This window comes from Mucilaginibacter sp. PAMB04274, assembly GCF_039634385.2.
GTDB lineage: Bacteria > Bacteroidota > Bacteroidia > Sphingobacteriales > Sphingobacteriaceae > Mucilaginibacter.
Genome location: NZ_CP155081.2, coordinates 3,766,663 through 3,785,512 on the forward strand (window position 1 = coordinate 3,766,663; position 18,850 = coordinate 3,785,512).

At 42.9% G+C, this 18,850-nt stretch carries 13 protein-coding genes; 7 read left to right on the forward strand and 6 right to left on the reverse strand.

What is annotated here, in order from left to right:
• Positions 1-56: 56 nt before the first annotated feature.
• Positions 57-557: a DinB family protein gene (locus ABDD95_RS15820; protein WP_345948309.1), complete on the reverse strand. Its 501-nt coding sequence runs from the start codon at positions 555-557 to the stop codon at positions 57-59.
• A gap of 169 nt (positions 558-726) precedes the next feature.
• On the opposite strand from ABDD95_RS15820, the gene ABDD95_RS15825 reads away from it, so the two are divergent.
• The 4 genes from ABDD95_RS15825 (at position 727) to ABDD95_RS15840 (ending at position 5,364) form a co-directional block, all read left to right on the forward strand.
• Complete coding sequence (locus ABDD95_RS15825) at positions 727-1,566, forward strand: MBL fold metallo-hydrolase (RefSeq protein ID WP_345948310.1); 840 nt, start codon at positions 727-729, stop codon at positions 1,564-1,566.
• Between the two features lie 100 nt (positions 1,567-1,666).
• The gene (locus ABDD95_RS15830; protein ID WP_345948311.1) at positions 1,667-4,255 is read left to right on the forward strand and encodes a PAS domain S-box protein; all 2,589 of its coding nucleotides are present in this window, start codon (positions 1,667-1,669) and stop codon (positions 4,253-4,255) included.
• Positions 4,256-4,386: 131 nt separating this feature from the next.
• Positions 4,387-4,758: a response regulator transcription factor gene (locus ABDD95_RS15835; protein WP_345948312.1), complete on the forward strand. Its 372-nt coding sequence runs from the start codon at positions 4,387-4,389 to the stop codon at positions 4,756-4,758.
• Between the two features lie 243 nt (positions 4,759-5,001).
• Positions 5,002-5,364 carry a response regulator gene (locus tag ABDD95_RS15840; RefSeq protein ID WP_345948313.1) on the forward strand — a complete coding sequence of 121 codons (363 nt, stop codon included), beginning with the start codon at positions 5,002-5,004 and terminating at the stop codon, positions 5,362-5,364.
• 87 nt (positions 5,365-5,451) lie between these two features.
• Here ABDD95_RS15840 and ABDD95_RS15845 read toward each other — a convergent pair whose 3' ends face one another.
• Positions 5,452-8,043: a BamA/TamA family outer membrane protein gene (locus tag ABDD95_RS15845; RefSeq protein ID WP_345948314.1), complete on the reverse strand. Its 2,592-nt coding sequence runs from the start codon at positions 8,041-8,043 to the stop codon at positions 5,452-5,454.
• A gap of 287 nt (positions 8,044-8,330) precedes the next feature.
• On the opposite strand from ABDD95_RS15845, the gene ABDD95_RS15850 reads away from it, so the two are divergent.
• The 3 genes from ABDD95_RS15850 to ABDD95_RS15860 all read left to right on the forward strand — a co-directional run bounded on the left by ABDD95_RS15850 (position 8,331) and on the right by ABDD95_RS15860 (position 11,811).
• Positions 8,331-9,749 carry an alkaline phosphatase family protein gene (locus tag ABDD95_RS15850; RefSeq protein WP_345948315.1) on the forward strand — a complete coding sequence of 473 codons (1,419 nt, stop codon included), beginning with the start codon at positions 8,331-8,333 and terminating at the stop codon, positions 9,747-9,749.
• Positions 9,750-9,784: 35 nt separating this feature from the next.
• The gene (locus ABDD95_RS15855) at positions 9,785-10,930 is read left to right on the forward strand and encodes a lysylphosphatidylglycerol synthase transmembrane domain-containing protein (protein WP_345948316.1); all 1,146 of its coding nucleotides are present in this window, start codon (positions 9,785-9,787) and stop codon (positions 10,928-10,930) included.
• 218 nt (positions 10,931-11,148) lie between these two features.
• Positions 11,149-11,811 carry a phosphatase PAP2 family protein gene (locus tag ABDD95_RS15860; protein WP_345948317.1) on the forward strand — a complete coding sequence of 221 codons (663 nt, stop codon included), beginning with the start codon at positions 11,149-11,151 and terminating at the stop codon, positions 11,809-11,811.
• A gap of 80 nt (positions 11,812-11,891) precedes the next feature.
• On the opposite strand, the gene ABDD95_RS15865 is transcribed toward ABDD95_RS15860, so the two are convergent.
• The 4 genes from ABDD95_RS15865 to ABDD95_RS15880 form a co-directional block, all read right to left on the reverse strand.
• Complete coding sequence (locus tag ABDD95_RS15865) at positions 11,892-14,240, reverse strand: GAF domain-containing protein (RefSeq protein ID WP_345948318.1); 2,349 nt, start codon at positions 14,238-14,240, stop codon at positions 11,892-11,894.
• 100 nt (positions 14,241-14,340) lie between these two features.
• Positions 14,341-15,198 carry an SdiA-regulated domain-containing protein gene (locus ABDD95_RS15870; protein WP_345948319.1) on the reverse strand — a complete coding sequence of 286 codons (858 nt, stop codon included), beginning with the start codon at positions 15,196-15,198 and terminating at the stop codon, positions 14,341-14,343.
• 22 nt (positions 15,199-15,220) lie between these two features.
• Positions 15,221-17,272: a polyphosphate kinase 1 gene (gene ppk1, locus ABDD95_RS15875; RefSeq protein ID WP_345948320.1), complete on the reverse strand. Its 2,052-nt coding sequence runs from the start codon at positions 17,270-17,272 to the stop codon at positions 15,221-15,223.
• Positions 17,273-17,278: 6 nt separating this feature from the next.
• Positions 17,279-18,604, reverse strand: coding sequence for a Pycsar system effector family protein (locus ABDD95_RS15880; RefSeq protein ID WP_345948321.1), 1,326 nt, complete (start codon positions 18,602-18,604; stop codon positions 17,279-17,281).
• Positions 18,605-18,850 lie beyond the last annotated feature (246 nt).

The following is an 18,850-nucleotide window of genomic DNA, read 5'->3' on the forward strand; positions in this document are numbered from 1 at the left end:
GCAATAAATTGGTACTTACACAGAGACGCATCAGCCCGCAAAATGTTTGCCCTTGGTTACGGCATTGCAGGCATGCCCATTGCTTCCCACTCCTCTTGCGAGGGGCCGTATAAGCCCGGTACAGGCAAGCCTACCATGCGCATAATAATCGTCATTTGACTACGATGATGCGCCTCATGCTGTACCAGTACGGATAGTACGGTACTTTTAGTCCAGGTTTGGCCGTACATATTCACTTCATCCTGTAAGTCAGCATCCGTCAACCGGCTGCTCACGTTTTCGGCTAATTGCGCATTGTACTTTTGATGAGCGGCGGCAATTTGGGCAAAGGTGGCAGGTATGGACTGGTGTTCGAGCAAGTCGTCATCAAACAACCCGGCCTTACTGCCCATCTCCGTTATGGTTTCGGTAATATGCCAGGCCAAAAACTCGAGCGTACGAATTTTAGGGTGAATCTTAATGGCCTTGGCATCTTCGGTAATGTAAGAAAACAGCTTGGCGGTGTTAGCTGCTTCGTTTTGCCAGTCGGTTAAAAAATCGCTGATGGTATGATACATGATGGGGTTAATTTTGAGATGTTAAAAGTGAACATTTTATAGTAATAGACATACTAATTTTTTTAGAATAAATAAACCATTATAAATCAGTTTTCTAAAATCCATTCTGAAAATAAATTAATCAAACCTTAATTACTTTGGCCAAAAACCGGTTACTTTGTAATTGCAAATGGCTTTATACATTACTTCACTTAACTCGGGCAGCAACGGCAACTGTTACTATGTGGGCAATCAGCATGAGGCCGTGCTGATTGACGTAGGCATATCATGCCGCGAAACCGAAAAACGCATGCAACGCCTGGGCCTTTCTATGCAAAAAGTGAAAGCTATATTCATTTCGCATGAGCACTCAGACCATATTCGCGGCGTTGCTGTGCTTTCTAAAAAATACCAGTTGCCGGTATATATTACCCATGCCACCATGCAATATGGCCGCTTATTTTTAGAGCAGCATTTGGTACGCACTTTTAGAGGCTACGAGCCTGTAAAGGCAGGCAACCTTACCATATCGGCATTCCCTAAGTTTCATGATGCTGCCGAGCCGCATAGTTTCGTTGTATCTTACAATGATATTAATGTAGGCGTGTTTACCGATATAGGTGCACCCTGCCAACATCTTATCACACATTTTAAGCAATGCCATGCTGCATTTTTAGAAACTAATTACGACGAGCAAATGCTGGCACAGGGTAACTACCCCTATCATTTAAAAAGGCGTATAACCGGTGGCCGTGGCCACTTATCCAACCGGCAGGCGCTTGACCTGTTCATCAATCATAAACCCGACTTTATGAGCCATGTGTTGTTGTCGCATTTATCAAAGGATAACAACTGCCCTAAACTGGCACGTAACCTTTTTGTTGAACATGCAGGCGTTACGCAGGTACATGTGGCCAGCCGCTATGAGGAATCGCCGGTTTTTACGATCACCAATAACAATTATGCGGCTATAGCAGTGCAAAATTATCAGCCGTTATCACCGCGGGCCATGCAGTATTCTTTATTTTAAAATTCTTTAAGCCCCGAAAATATATTATCCGTATCTATGTGGACATGCTTTTTATCTCTGATTAAGTGAGAATGCAGACATGCCCCCGTTAAACTATTAGATGGAATCCCTACAGAATGATATTGCTGCACTTCGTGCGTTAATAGAGGAATCGCCCACCCCTATAGGGCTTTACACCGGCCCCGAGATGCGCATACATTTTGCTAACAAGGCTATGATTGTTGGCACATGGGGTAAGGATGCTTCGGTTATAGGTAAGACATTGCATGAAGCCCTACCCGAACTGGATGGCCAGCCCTTTCATCAGCTCCTGCAAGACGTTTACAGCAGCGGTACTACTTATGAAGCTAAGGAAGATTTAGTTAAGCTTGTTGTGGATGGCGTTTTGCAAGATTATTTTTACAATTTTACTTACAAACCTTTATTTGATAAAGACGGCGTTGTTTGGGCAATATTAAATACAGCTACCAATGTAACCGACCTGGTACTGGCCCGCAAGCGTGCTGATGAAGCCGAACAGCAACTGGCTTTCTCACTTACAGCTGCCGGTATCGGAACCTGGGATTTGAATCTTCAACATCAGTTAGTAACTTGGGACGACCGGGTAAAACAGCTTTTTGGGTTTTCGAAAGATGATGTGGTTGCTTATGACGAGGTTTTAAATTGCATGCATCCGGATGACCAGCTCATGGTTGACGGGGCAGTGAACTGGGCACTCAACCCGCAGTCGGGCGGTCAGTACAACATAAAGTTCAGAACCATTGGCGTGGAGGATGGACAGCTGCGCTGGCTGCATTGCAGAGGCAAGGCTTATTTTAACGGAGAGGGAAAAGCTATTCGCTTCTCGGGTATTGCCCAAGATATTAGCAGTCAGGTAATAGCTGATGAAAAAGCTCATACTGCCGAGCAACTGGCTCAGCTCGCCTTAGAAAACATTGACGCGGGCAGCTTTTTAATTCACTTGCCTACTAATAATATTACCTACACACCCTTATTCGCCAAAATTTTAACCGGAAACGACACTACAGGCATTACACGCAATGCCTTTATAGATTACGTACATCCCGATGACAGGCAACTACGCCAGGCAGCTTATGATGAAGCGATGAAAACCGGCAAGTTGCTTTACGAGGCACGCTTTGTATGGAACGATGGCTCGGTACATTGGGCAAAAGTGCTGGGCAGATATTCCTTTGAAAACGACAAGCCTGTGCATTTTGCAGGTATTGTACAGGATATAACTGCTGAAGCAGAAGCCAGACAGGAGCAGCAAAAGCTTTTATGGCTTATTGAAAACAGCAATGATTTTATTAGCCTGAGCGACTGGAGCGGCAAATTAACTTACCTTAACCATGCAGGCGTACAGATGATGGACTTTGACAGCTTGGAAGAAGCCAAACGTCATCTTGCAGAATATGTAATGCCGTCTGAGGTTGAAAAAATTCATCAGGTTATTAACCCTACTTTGTTAAAAGAGGGGCGGTGGGAAGGGCAGGTAATGTACCGCAACTTTAAAACCGGCGAACCTATTCCAGGCTTTGCAACAACCTTGCTTTTAAGAGACACAGCAACGGGCGAACCTGTTGGCAACGCATCGGTAGTGCGCGATTTAAGGCCTGAGATTGAAGCTCGCAAGGCACTTATTGATAGTGAAGAGGTATTTAGGGCTATAACCACTGCTTCGCCTGCCGCTTTGTGGATGTGTAACGATGAAGGCGGCATTACTTACGTTAACAAAGTGTGGATAAATTGGACGGGAAAAGAACTGAGTGCACACCTTGGTGCCGGCTGGCTCAATTCTATCGCAACTGAAGACCTTGAATTTACATCCAATAAATTTAAGGGGGATTTTCAGGCACAGCGATTTCACGAATGTCAATTCAGGCTTAAACACATAGATGGTACTACCCGCTGGGTGGTATGTACTGGCAACCCGCAGTATAGTGCCGAAGGCTTTTTTAAAGGTTACATCGGCGCTTGCGTGGATATTACCGAGCAAAAGCAATTACAGCAGCAAAAAGACGAGTTTATAGGCATAGCCAGCCACGAGCTTAAAACACCCGTAACCAGCATAAAGGCTTATACGCAAGTATTGCAAGCTGTTTTTCAGCGCGAGGGCGATGAAAAGAAGGCAAACATGCTCAACAAAATGAATGCCCAGGTTGACCGCTTAACCAGCCTCATTGGCGACTTGCTGGATGTCACTAAAATACAATCGGGCCGCCTGCAGTTTAATGACGACTATTTTGATTTCGGTGCATTAGCCGGTGAATTGATTGAAGACTTACAACGTACTACAACAAAACACCAAATAATTACCGAACTGCAACCCGGAATTACAGTTTACGCTGACCGAGATCGTATAGGGCAGGTAATAACTAACTTAATAACCAACGCCATTAAGTACTCGCCACTTGCAGATAAAATCATTATCAAAACAACCGTTGAAGGTGATGAATTGAATTTATGCGTGCAAGATTTTGGTATTGGCATAAGCGCCGATAAAAAGGACAGAGTATTTGAGCAATTTTATCGTGTAAGCGGCGATAAGCAACACACTTTTCCGGGGCTGGGCCTTGGGCTGTATATATCGTCGGAAATTATACAACGCGAGGGAGGACGAATTTGGGTTAACTCTGTTGTAGGCGAAGGGTCTACCTTTTGCATTTCACTACCATTACACCGCTAGGACTGATATAGTCCCAAACGTATATCATAAAAGCCTTCTATTCACTTATTTTACAAGTTGCAACAATTATTTTTAAATAATTTTTTAACTGATTTTACAATTATTTAAGTTTGTAGTTACCTAATGATAACATGCCAAAGCGAATACTGATTGCAGACGACGATCCGGGAATTGTAGATGCAGTAGAAATGATACTTGAATTTTACGGGTACGAGGTGTCTTCTACCTATAACGGTATAGATGTTTTGGCTATTCAGGATGATTATCCGGATGTTTTATTATTGGATATATGGATGTCGGGCTGTGATGGTCGAGATATTTGTAAGGAGTTAAAATCTAAAGCAGACACCCGCCATATTCCGGTGCTTATGGTGTCGGCCAGTAAAGACATTAAGGAATCGGCTTTGGAAGCTGGAGCCAACGACTTTCTAGCTAAACCTTTTGATATGGAGGAGCTAGTGAGTAAGATAGAAATGCTTTCTAACCAGCCTTCGTTTGCATAAAGGAGGTAATATAATTGCCTTACATCCCCATTAATAAGGCAATGCATAAAGTACTACGCTTACAATTTTAAACTTGTGCGTAAAACTGTTAATTTAAAACTAAGCTTCTTAATATTTGATAATTTTAGTAGTTTTGTTTTAATTAAAAAATCTGACTCATTTTAGCACTTCCCGTACTCCAGCGTAGCGTTACACTATGCATATGCACAACCTCTCAGCCTTTTTAATTTTAAAGCTGACAATATGTTGAAACGTATCTTGGTACTTGACGATAATATGGATATCCTGGAGATAGTGCATGAAGTTCTTACCTACGAGCAATTTGAGGTTAAAAGCACATCAGAGAGTAAATCTATAGTGACTGTAGCTGAAGACTACAAGCCTGATCTAATCATTTTGGATTATAAACTGATGGATGATAATGGTGGCGAGATATGCCGCATGTTTAAATCGCATAAATCCTTACATAAAATACCGGTCATTATCTTTTCGGCTTACACCTCCAAACTCGATTTCTTTAGTTTCGGTTGTGATGCGGTGATCGCAAAACCTTTTGATCTTAACGAATTTATAGATACTGTTAACAACTGCCTGAGATTAAATTAACTCAAGGGTAGTTTGTTACTTATTGTATATATGTATATATAAGGCAAACAGGCTTTAACAACCTGTATGCCTTATGATTCGTTACTGTTAAAACCTGTAACCTAAGTTAACGTATACAAATTTCCCTTCTTTAGAGTGGCCTATGGTTGCCTGAATCAATAACAATTCGGCTGGAACCAGGAAGATACCGCCACCATACCCATCATGCCACTGTGATGATTTTTCGCCGGGAGTCCAAACCCTGCCTACGTCATTAAAGCCAATAATACCCAAGCTGCCCGGAAACAGGTACGAGTTAAAATCGAGTACTTTTAAACGCGCTTCAATATTGTTATATACCATGCTCTTACCAGTAAACCGCCACGTACGGAAACCACGAAGGTTATCTGACCCGCCCAGCTTTAGCTGTTGAAAATATTCGGCATGGCCTAAGGTTGTTCCGCCACCTAACCGGGTTGCAATTACAAATACCGAATCACGATCGGGGTTAACGAAAAAGCTAAACTCTGTTTGCAACTGCGCATACCGCTGGTTTCGGTGGCTTAGTTCCTGCAATCCTCTTAAAGTGGTATTCCAATAAACACCTTTTGAGGTTAGTAACTGGTTATTACGAGTATCTATTTCGGCACCGGTTATTAAACCTGCGTAAGTTTTAGTACCAAACACCTGCTCTTGCGGATTTTGCAAATTGTAAATACCCAAGTAACGATTTACATTTTCGGTAGCATCTGCGTAATAAAATTGTCCGGTTACACCGGCGCTTAACTTAACCTTATTGTAGGTATGTGCCAGCCGTACATCGCCATATATATGGTCGTACTGGTTACGGAACAATTGGATGCCGTTATTATCCGGATTGAAAGAAGTTTCGTTGCCAACACCAAAGAAGTTACTGATATTGTGCGGACCTCTTGAAGTAAGATGCGCTATAATGTCATTATTGCCAATTGCATTTTTAAAATCACCGTTATAACGTATCAGGAAAGATTTACGGCCAAACGCATAATTTGCTATCACCTCCTGCCGCCATTCATAAGGATCGTTCCTAAAACCTTGCTTGGTATAGGCATAACCCAGGCTTAGGATAACACCATAATCATTATTATACCGGGCAAATACAATGGGTTCGGGCCGGTCGTACTTAAAGTTTTTGCGGTCAAAATACGTAACTGTGGTATCGGCTCCGGTGCGTACACGGGCCAAGCTGCGGTCTGGCAATACATTAGTTTCATCCTTGCGGTCATATACATAGAGCTTGTGTTTATTGTCAACCTCCTTGCTTACCACAAATGTATCTATGCTGCCAGTTGCCCCAATCATTCTAACCTTTATAGGCGACTTAACGTTACCCGTTACCTCAAACTTATCGCCACCACCGAAACCGTAAACCCTTATTTCGTCGGTTACATCGGGGTTAAACGTACGCTCGTATACTTCGCGGCCCACCGTATTGTCTTTTTTAATATTCCGAACAACCAGCTTAACCCGGCCGCTGTCGCGCATTTTCACCTCTATCAACTCATCCTTTTCACTTGCAGGCACATCCACTGTTTTTGACAAAAAACGGTAATACTCCATGCCTATCTTATTAAGGTTATCACGGCGGGCCAAAAGAGTTTTGGTTATCTTTTTACCGGATAGGGCATATACCTTTGGCGGCATACGGTGCATGGCTTTATCAACCACCTCATTGGTTAAATGCGTTTGTACGTACTCAATCTGTTCTTTCCAATCCTTCTCACTCAGCTCATTTAAGAAGTACCGGTCAAAGTTACGGCCGTTAAAGTTCCAGGCACCAACATCGCGTACATTGTCGCTATAAGGCTGAAACTTAGCTTTTAACCACTGGTGTGATACAATCCAGGGCAGCACGCCCGATGTTTTGTAATAGACCTGATCGCGGTCGCGTGGGATGGGCGTATAAACTGTTTCCTTTTTGTCTTTAGCTTTATCCCAGCGCCACTGGTCATCATGGCGGTCCCAGTCGCCCAAAACGTGGTCAAGCAAACGTGCCCTTAAAACCAGCTTTTGGTCAACGCGAACGTCGTTATCTTCGCGTAGTTTCTTTTGTACCTTTTTGGTATTATCGGTATTGTCTGATTCGAGCGGTTCACGTTCTTCAAACAGGTATACGGCATTTTTATAATCTTTACGAAACTTACCCAATACCGGATCGTCGCCTATATAAACTATTTCCGGGTTAGAATGCTTTATCTGCAGCGCATCGGCCAGAACCGGTACCGTTAACGAGGCAAAAGGATTAGCGGTAGATGTTTGATCCTGAATGATAGCTTTGGTTAAGCCCGAACGTAATTGCGGCGGCAAAACACGCTCCGGATACTTTTGTACCGAACGCAACACCCACTCCTGCCCCGTTTTATCTTTTAAGCGCAGCGATTTGGTTTGCATGCCGCCTCCTTTTTCTTCAATAACCAATCCGCCCTTTTCGGTGGCAAGGTTAACAATACGCAGTTTAACGGGTGTGCCCCACTCTTTACGATAGTTTTCGCCCAAAAGGAAACGATGAACTCCGCTCACGCGGTTATAGTCGGACGCTACGGCGATGGTTATGCTGTCGGCTTTAGGTTTGCTTTGTGCTGAAATACTGGTAACAGGCGCTATAATGGCACCCGCCAAAATTAATAACGAAGTAGGTAAATAATGTCTGTATGAGGGCATCTTAGTGATAAACCGTTTGTAAGTATCTGTTAATTTATGTTTAGCTGCTTGTAAACTTCAACATTAACACTAAAAGGTTGATTTTGTGAGAGCCGAAGCAACGATGTGTAAAAAATATATTAAAAACTCATTAAAATTTTAGACGTGCTGTAATATACTAACACAAATAACGTATAAACAAACTTATGGGCTTTATTATTGAGCCGATAAATTTACATTTGTAACATTGCCTGAGCACGGCTTAATTAGCGCAGGTACGCTTAATCCTTTTAAGAACTTTTGATTGAATGCAGAATAAAAAACGAACCTTGTTTTATTTGGTGGACGGCGCCCACAGCGAAATAATGCCCGAACTGATAAACCAAGGTATACTACCCAATATAAAAAGGATTATTGACGAGGGCACTATCCGCAAAGCCACCACCTGTTTTCCTTCAACTACCGGTCCTGCTTATTTGCCATTTTTAACCGGGCATTTCCCAGGCACCATGGGCATTACCGGTATACGCTGGTTTGATAAAAAAGAGTTTAAACGTACACGCTGGAACAAAAATGCCATGCGTTCCTACTGCGGACCTGAAGCAGCCTGGTTCAACACCGATATGCCGGCCGACAAGCCCACCCTATTTGAATTGATGGGCGAATCGTACAATCTGTACAACATGATTACGCGCAACGTACCCGACGAGTATGATTTAGGTAAGAAGGGAAAAGGGGTATTGTATACCCGCGCACATTTTTGGAAACGGCATCACCCGGTTGACCTGCAAGGCCACCAGCGTATTATGGATATGCTGCACTCGGGCAAGGATTTCGACTTTTTGTTTGCCGTGTTTCCGAGTGTAGACTGGGATTCGCATTATCATCATGTGCGTGATGAGCGTACCATCGAAGCTTATAAGATTGTAGATAACAGCTTGGGCGAAGTGCGTGCGCTGCTGGAGAAGAAAGGATGGTGGGATGATACCTTATTTATCATGACTTCAGACCATGGCCTTACCCCTACCAATAAGCATTTAGACCTTGGCGACTGGATGACCAACAATGGCTTAAAATCTGTTTACTATCCAACAATATGGAAAAGCAATCCTAAATCGGCCGTAATGATATCGGGCAACTCATTCGGCAGTATTCACCTGCTGAACCATGAGGGCGATCATGTACTGCGCGAGAATGAGATTTTGACTGCCATGGGCAGCACCCGTTTAAACAGCCTCATTGCCGAAAAAGCGGTAGACTTTGCCATTTACCGCGGCAACCGGGAACAAAGCTTTGTAGTACATAATTCGGACGGAAAAGCCACTATAGAAGTTGATAGCGAAACGTTCAATTACCGGCCTGAAAGTGCCGACCCGCTAAAATTAGGTAAAGACATCAGCGTAAAGGGCCATCGGGCTGCTCTTGAGGAAACTTTCGAGAGCGATTATCCTGACTCTTTATACCAAATTTACCAGTTGTTTCAGAGCCGCCGCGCCGGCGATATTGTGATAAGCGCCCGTGTGGGTTATGATCTGCGCGACTTTTGGGAATACCCTGAACACCTGGGCTCACATGGTTCGCTGCATAAATCACACATTAACGTGCCGCTTATTTACAACCAAAAAAACTGGAACACACACGCTGCCCGTACTGCCGATCTATTTAACTCGATATTAAAATGGAAAGGCATAACGCCTAAAGCATCAGAAGGTGAAGCTTTATATTAACCTGCACTAAAATTGTAATATATTAGCGACTACATATGTCGGACACAAACGAAGCCAAACCCGTTGCGCTAACGCCCCAGCAAGAAACGCAAATTGAAGCCGAAGGCAAGCAGGAAGCACAGTCGGTGTTTAATAAAAAGTTAATAATTAAAGGCAGCTTATGGTTTGCCCTAATTACGGTGTTAACCATAGCCGGCATCTTTTTTTACAACAACACGGGCCAAACTATTGAGGCGTTGAAACACATCTCGTATAAATACATTGCCATCTGTTTGGTAATGCTGTTTGTTGATTTGATGCTGGGCAGCTGGCGCAATCACATTTATATACGTAAGCTTAACCCGGCTGTATCACATTGGGTAAGTTTTAGAGCCAATGTGGCCAACATGTTTATGGGTGCAGTAACACCCGCCCACGGCGGTGCCGGCCCGGCGCAGATTTATGTATACACCAGCAATGGTGTTACCTTTATTGATGCCTTTGCCGTAAGCCTAATTAACATGGGCGCTACGCTTATATTTATGCCGCTGGCAGGCTTTGTGGCTATTATGCTAATGGATACCAGTTACGTAAGCGGTATAGTGCCTGCCATGTTAAAATACGGTTTCAGCTTTTTCCTCATCTTTTTGCTGGCTTTTCTTTTAGCTTTCTGGAAACCGGTTTGGGTTGGTATTATCATCAAAAAAATTGCAAACGGGCTATCAGCTATCTTCCCTAAACGCCGTGAAAAACTGGAAGCCTGGGCTGAAAGATCTTTTTTAAATATCTCTAAATATCAGCAAACCTGTAGCGTAATTATTAAGCAACATCCTTTCCTTTTTCCATTGAGCTTAATTATTACTACCGTCCTGTACATGAATAAGTACTGCATGCAGTATGTAATTTTGCTAGGTTTGGGGGTAAACGCCAGTTTAGTTCAGGTTATATCGATACAAATTCTTATTCAGTTTATGATTTACTTTGCCCCCAGCCCTGGCGGCAGCGGCTTTGCTGAGGTAAGTATATCAGTACTATTCGGCAAAATCGTACCTTCAGGCCTGTTGTCTATATTTACATTATTGCAACGTTCGTTCCTACTCTTTTTCCCGGCCATAATAGGTGCTTATACAGTAATTAATCTTTTAAGGAAACAAACACAACAGCAACACCGTACACAGGTAAAAACTGATGGCGCTGTTTAAGAGTAAGATTCGGCACAATTAAACGCAGCGCTAATCGTTTACAGTCTTCAGGTTATTTTAAAAATATATTTTGAAACTGTTAATTTTTAGTTAATTTTATAAACGCAACCTTTATAGGTTGATTTGAAAACCTAAGTTAAGCTAACCAACCTTTCATTATTATAGTAAGTCGTTATTTGATAGTACATATACTTAGTAACCCCTTTTACTTAAAATAGATGAAATTTAAACTTATTGTGTTGATGCTGGTACTCCAGGCGTCGTTCGTTAAATCGCAAAACTGGGACATCAGCTTATTAAACAAGTTTAACCCTAACAACGGCAACCAAAGCTCGAGCTGGAAATTCGTTTCAAACAATGCCATTTATATGTCTGCGGCAACGCCGCTTGCACTTGCTGTTGCCGGAATAGCCACACACGATCAAAAATTAAAGCAAACCGCCTTAAATACGGGTGTAGCTTTAGTGGGCAATACGGCCATTACCTTCTTTATGAAGAACAGCATACAACGCCCACGGCCATTTGTTACCTGGGGAGATAAAGTGATGCTACAGGGTAATACCTCACCAAGCGATTATTCTTTCCCATCCGGACACACATCAACCGCTTTTTCGGTAGCTACATCTGTAAGTTTAGCTTACCCTAAATGGTATGTAATTGCACCAAGCTTTGCATTTGCTTCGGCAACTGCTTACTCACGTATGTACCGGGGCGCTCACTATCCAAGTGATGTATTGTGCGGTATGCTGGTTGGCTCTGGCTCAGCTTATTTAACACACAAACTGCAAAAAATGATGTATCGTAAAAGCATGGAGCGCCGTGCCAAAGCATTAGCATTATCGCAGCAAGAAACCAACCCGGTTTTCCTCTCAGGCAATTAAGTTTAAACTCTACATAAAAGCAAAAGAGCAACCCAATGGGTTGCTCTTTTGCTTTTACCGGTGTTAGCAACAGGTAAAGTTTATTCTTCGAAGTTTATGCTAACCCTTAAAGCTTTTAAGCCAACTACACCTTGCAGTTCTTCCAGATCAAGTTTTTCAACCTCTGGCTGAAGCATCTTTTGAGCTTGCAGCTGTTTAATGTAAGTGAGTTGTTCATCGGCCTCAGCCTCAGTAAAATATACCAGCGCTATTTTGCCGGGTTGCGTTAGGCGCTCATCGCTATCCTTTAACAGCACTTTGTCAATTCTCTTTTTTATAACCTCATAACGGATGTTATAAGCTCCCTCCACATCAAACCGACGCTCATCGTTTCGGAAGCTGATATCAATAGGTACGCTGTGTATAAATATAAGCTGGGTAGTTTGCAGTGAAGCCGGCATATGATCAAGCAGATTGTGCGTAAGCCTCGATACCTCAACCATTGAAGTGAGTTGCCACATGCGCATTTGCTTCAAAAAATCGGGGGCAAAAGGCTGCTTAGGTGCTATAGCTTGGCCAACGTATACGTCGTACTCCACACCATCCGTCCTAAACTTTTCAAAATAGCAAGGGTATATCTGCTGCAGCTGCTTTTCGGCCTGTTCAAAATAATTGCTTATAGTAGCGTTAATCATTTGCATGGCTGTTTCCAGGCGGTTACGCTGCGTAAAAGCAGGCCCTTCGCAATCCTGTGCAATCATCTCCAGGAAACGGTCAACAATCTCGCCCGATTCAGGATGCTCCGTTCTCAAATTGGCCAGCGTTAGTCCCGCCTCACTTTCCAGAAACTCGTTGATCAGCATTTCATCACTGGTGTTCACTTGCTTTTCAACTACCTGCAACCAGTCACTAGCTTTTTCAGTCAGCGGTTGCCACTGCTTTCCGGGATACCGGTCTTCCAAAATATGCAGTATTTTGAGCAGTAATTTTATTACCCGTTTCAAGTCATTCTGCAGCGCTATATTACGCTCGATGGTGGAATTACGTATATCAATAGCTCCGTACAGCGGGTAAACATCTTTAAACTCAATAAGTGTTTGTGAGGTACGCCTGCGCCTAGCCTTAGGGTTCTTTATCTGCTCCCAAGCCACTTCATTAAACTTCCATTGCACGGCTGGCTGCAAGGAGGTAAACTTGTCTCTGATTACATCATCAATACAAGCATTGAAATACTCGATGCTGTTTTGCAGGAGTTGTGCAATTAGCGGAATGGCAAACTCTAACCTGGAAAGCAGGTTTTCATAAAACACCAGTTCCTTTTCAGAATAAACCTCCATTACCCCGGCTATATGCTTGTTATAAAACACCGGAATAACCGCGTAAGACTTAATGCCGGCATCGCGCAGCGTTTTCAGGAAGAAAAATTTTTGCTGCCTGGTTTCCGAAATAGAACTGAAAAATACGGCCTTAGGCTCTTTCTCGTACCGGCTTACCAGCGCATTATAAGTCTCTTCGGCTACACCATATTTTCGGGCCGATTGCATCAAAATACTCTCAGAACAAGACGACAAGTCAAACAGCGGCTGACCATTAAGCTTTATAAATGGCAACAAACCAAAACAAACATGGTTGCTTTCGCTCAGCGTTTTGAGCGATTGAATAACACTGCGGTAAAGTTCCTTTTGGTCTTCCACCGGATCGGTAATGGCATCGCGTATATCTTCGATAGCCTTGCGTGCGGTTACGTCTTCCAAACTAATAACCGAAAACCCTTCAAACTTAAACAAGCTTAAAGGCAATACTTCTGTAAGTACCTCTACACTGGTGTCCTCGTGGAGGTAATTTTCTATGGTTTCAAAATCGAGCTCGGGCAGTTTGCCTTTTACTTCAATTTCAATAAAGGTTGTATCAATATTGATATGATAGTACCGGCTCAGGCCCGTATCGGCGTTTACATACGAGTAGTATATATTGTTGCTCAGTACAGAGGTAAAGCCATAAAGGCGCTTTAAAATAAGCCTGTAAATGTACTCCAGCTGCTGTTTACGAAACATATCATCATTAGTGATAATGGATGATGATGCCTCGCGGATATCCTTACTGGTAATAAGCTTATAAAAAGAGTCGGTGCTATACAATATCTGGTTAGGTACCGGTGTACTTAACGCCCAATAGCATTCTTCCTCGCTAAGCAACACGGGTGACAGTGCGCTGTATATTAATTCCAGCGCATGCTCATTGGGCGGAACCCCTTCGTCAGAAGACGCCTTTATATCCTCAGTCTCCGATTCAAAATGCTCCAGCGCAAAGCTGTAAAACCTTGCTTTGATGGTATCATCTGTAGGCCGTCGCTTTTGTAAATGATTTACAAATGGTTTGAATGATAAAGCAGTTTCTACCAGGTCGTGCCCGGCCAGATGTTTATTAATATAAAATGATTTTTTCTGCATTGAACTGCTTTTTCCCTTTATTTAGAAAACACAGCGTTAACCAAAAGTTTACGTCTTGTTAAAAATTTCTAAGAATATTACAATTGCAGGTAACTACCTGTTAAAATCGGGTAAACTTCATAACACTGCCTTTGCTAAACTCATCCCCTTCGCTTGAGATGTAGAGATTACCCTTCTTATCAAACGCAATACCCTCCGGCTGCAAAAACGTTTTATGATTAAGCGGATAAACTTCTTTAACCTGCCACTTTTCATCAGCTACCACTAACAGGCCATTTACAGCCGATACAATGAACCACTCATTGGTAATCGGGTTTTTAGCCATAGCCGATGGCCTGAACTTAATCTTATCATCGCCTAATAATTTGGTAATTTGTTTAACCTCAATTTTAAAGTTGCCGGCCATTTGCAAGCTATCATTAGGCTGAATGTTGAACACGTAACCTGTACTGCTTTTGGTTGTTTTTTCATCTGCACAATTTTTGCATAGTACATACAACTTATGCGCTGCTGCATCGGCGTACATACTTTCGTACTCGCCGGGTGGGAGAATATTAACCAACTCTTTTACGTTCGACAGTTCTTGCTCACCAATTTCGCTAATGGGAAACATATAGAGTTTACCATTGCTTTTAAGCACAATAACCTGGTCTCCGTTGATGGCTACATCTTCATAATCGCCATGTTTGCCAAATTTGGTGTGGCTTACTTTCATGTCTTCGGTAAGCTTACCATAATACAATTTGCCGTCCTCATCCTGTATAGCGTACAATGTGCGGCCGTCGCCGTCTTTAAAAGTATGCCCCGATATCTCCAGCAAATCTTCTGGCATTTTGTACTTTGTTCCCTCTTTTAAATTGTATCCTTTTGGGCTTTTATATTGTTTTTGCTGACTTTGCGCACAAGAGCAAAGCATCAAACTCAGGCCGATAGAAATAAATAATGCAATATTTTTCATGGTTGAAAAAGTTTTAAAATGGCTAAACGCTTTGCGCTTTTTTCTGCAGCAAGGCATATATCTGTTGTTGCGACCTTACAGCCGGTTCATTGTGCATAACAGGTATATTGTTTAATTGTGTGTCTATATATACAGCCTGTGTGTTATCCTGCAATTGCAGATCAATCAGCTGCATAATCTCCTGTTTTACATCTGCATTGTATACAGGAAAGCATACCTCAATACGGTGGTAAATATTGCGGTTCATCCAGTCTGACGAGCCCATAAAAACCTCTGTACTGCCGTTATTGCCAAATATGAATATTCGGCCATGTTCCAGGTAGCGGTCTACAATACGGGTTACCGTAATATTTTCACTCTGACCAGGAACGCCAGGCACCAGCCTGCAAATGCTGCGCACAATCAACTGCACTTTAACCCCGGCGTTTGAGGCCTCGTAAAGTTTATTAATCAGCTTTTCTTCCTCTAGGTTATTCATCTTAATGATGATGGACGATGGCAGACCTTGCTTATGGTTTTCAATCTCGCGGTCTATAAGCTGCATAAAGCGTTCTTGCAGGTTAAACTGTGCCACCAGCAGATGTTTAAACGGCCTGATACTAACCTCGGCAGGCTTCTTTCTCTTCGACAGAAAAATAAAGAGCAGTTCCATTTCGCGCAGCAAGTCGCGGTTGCCTGTGAGTAAGATATGATCGGTATAAAACCGGGCGGTGTTCTCGTTAAAATTACCTGTAGCCAGTAAGCCCCTATACTGCATGCGCTCGCCCGAGCGTAACTTAACCAGGGCTATTTTGGCGTGCACCTTAAGGGCAGTAACACTATAAATTAGCCTTGCACCTGCCGCCTTCAGTTTTTTGGCCCATTTAATATTGTTAGCTTCGTCAAAACGGGCTTTCAGCTCCACCATTACATTCACCTTTTTGCCATTTTTGGCCGCACTGATGAGTGCATTTACGATTTTGGAATCGCTGGCCACCCGGTATAGGGATACATAAATCTCTTCCACATCGGGCCTTATAGCAGCTTCGTTAAAAAAACGCAGTATGGTATCGTAGCTATGATATGGCGGATGCAAAACGTAATCCTTCATACCCATCATATCGAGCAATGATTGTGTTTCAGACAACGCATCAAAACGCAACGCCGGCCATTTTTCGGCTTTCAGGGCTGGGTTACTAACCGGTAACGAGGCCAGATCTTTTAAGTTATGGTAACGTCCTCCTTCAACAATACTACTCTCATTCAGGTTGAGTATGCTGCTTACATTTTGTATTACCCGGAGGGACAGGCCAGGTTCATGTAAAAAGCGGGTAGCAAAACCATAATCCCGCTTGCGCAACTGCCGCTCCAACTGATCGGCTAAATCGCCGGTATACTCGTCTTCAAAATCGAATTCGGCATCGCGGGTAATTTTGAAGCTGTGGCATCCTTTTATTTCCTCTGAGAAAATCTTATCGAGATTATAGCGTATAATATCATCCAATAAAACGATGTAATACGCTCCCTGAACGGTCAGGCTGTAAAAGCGCGGTAGTTCATCAGATGGTATATTTAAGGCAACAATGCGTTCCTGCCCGCCACCCTCGTTACCCAGTTCAATTAAAAAGTAAAGCTTATTGTTCTCGGGGAAAAAACTACCTCCCGCTGTAAGTGTAACCGGCTGCAAAAATGCCATCACCTGGCTCAAAAAGTAGTCGGCTATTTGCCGAGCAATCTGTGGTGGGAACTCTTCTTTATAAAGCAGATTAACACCTTGTGCTTTCAATTCGGGCAGAATGCTCTGGGTAAGGATCTGCCCGTACTGCTCCTGGTTTTTTTGTATAAGTTGTTGGGCTTTAAGCAAATCATCAGCCTGAACATTTACCCCTCCTGTTTCCTTATTGCGGCTGTGCAAACGGTTTAAGGCCGATAGTACCGGCATCCGCACACGATAAAACTCATCCAGGTTTGAGGAATAGATAGACAAAAAGTTAATCCTTTCCAGTAATGGCAAGCTTTTGCGTTCAGCCTCCTGCAGCACACGCTCATTGAACGAAAGCCAGCTTACATCGCGGTTAAAGAATTTTGGATGCATATCTCTTTAGTGTTTACCACCATCGCCATTAACAGCAGAGGCAATAATGAATGCCAATACTGAGGCAATTAAACCAAACATAAATATGTTATAGGATATGCGCAGCAGCCGGTACTTACGGCCAAGGACAACGCCCTGCGAGTATACGTCAATAATAAGGCTGCCGTACAAATATTCACGATCGGCCATTACGTTACGCATCCCGGCTATATATTCGGGCAAATTCATACGGTAAAAATTACCGAAGAAAAGCAAATTCACTTTTTTATCATTAACATCCTGTTGAGAAAACCGGCCTTCGGGTATAGAGGGGCGGGTTGCCAGTATGGCAAAAATCATGGTTGTTAAACTAACTACCAGAATAATGAATGTAGGGATAATCAGGTAACTGTAATCCTCCAGGCGGCGCAACAGTAAACTAATAATGGCCGAAAGAATGATCGAATTAACCGTAATCATGATATGAGCCTTATTGTCGGCCATATCACTCAGACGCTGGTGATTGCTCGAACTAACCCTGAACATGGTTTCAATACCTTTATCAGGGCGCTCTTTCTTTTTCCCGGTCTTTTCTTGAAAAATGGTAGCCTCCTTGTCGGTTGCCCCGGGAGTCTCGGTTTTCTTGCCAATATCGGCCAGATTTACGCCTTGTTGGGCTGGTACTTGTTGTATGGGCACTGCCGGCTCCTGCACTTCTTCTTTACTCCCTGCTTCAGCGGCTTTATTTTTTTCTTCCCAGGCAGCAACTTTATCTTTTAGTTCCTGAACATTTTTTTCTTTTTGATCGGCAAGCAGCATTCTTGCGTAATCTGTATGGTAATGCTGGCTTTCCATAAATTTAATAGTCTTTATGCGCCAGTCCTGCTTTGTATAATCGTAGTTTAAAGCTGTTTTACACTCCTTACGCAATTGCTTGTTCTTAGCATCAAAGCCTTCGGTACCCAGATGAAATAAATCAGCGTCGCATATAATTTCTTGCAACAGCCCTACCGGGTTTTGCGGCATGCGGGTGGCCATAATACAGTTTTTCACTTCCTGTATCACCGCTTCATCGGCGTACTGTGCCCTTAAAAATTCTTCGGCTAAATGTGCGCTTCGCTCCTCATGGTTGCTCATGTTCTCGAGGTAACCGGTATCATGAAACCAGGCAGCCGCCGTTACCACAAAAAAATCATGATCATCCAGCTGGTAATGATTGGCTATTTGCACTGCTGCTGCAACCACATCCTCTGTGTGGGTACGGTTATGATAGAGTAAACTTTCGTTGTTACGAAGCTTAAAATAAGATAAGACCTGCTGTTTTACTTTTTCCAGCAGTTGTTGATAGTTCATAGGCGATTTTAAAAACGTTGCGAAATATGGATAAGTATCTGGTTAAAGGACGCCTCCAATAAATTAATCCACTGCATAATACCTAAAATACATGCATTTGGTTTTAACATCTTTGCAGGCGCGCACCTTAAACTAACGCTTGTTAAAGTTAGTAATTACCAGTAAATATTTACAAGGGTAACACTTAAGCTGCTTTTTACTGTTGATAAACATCAAGAAACACTTTTTGCCTACCTTGCAAACAAA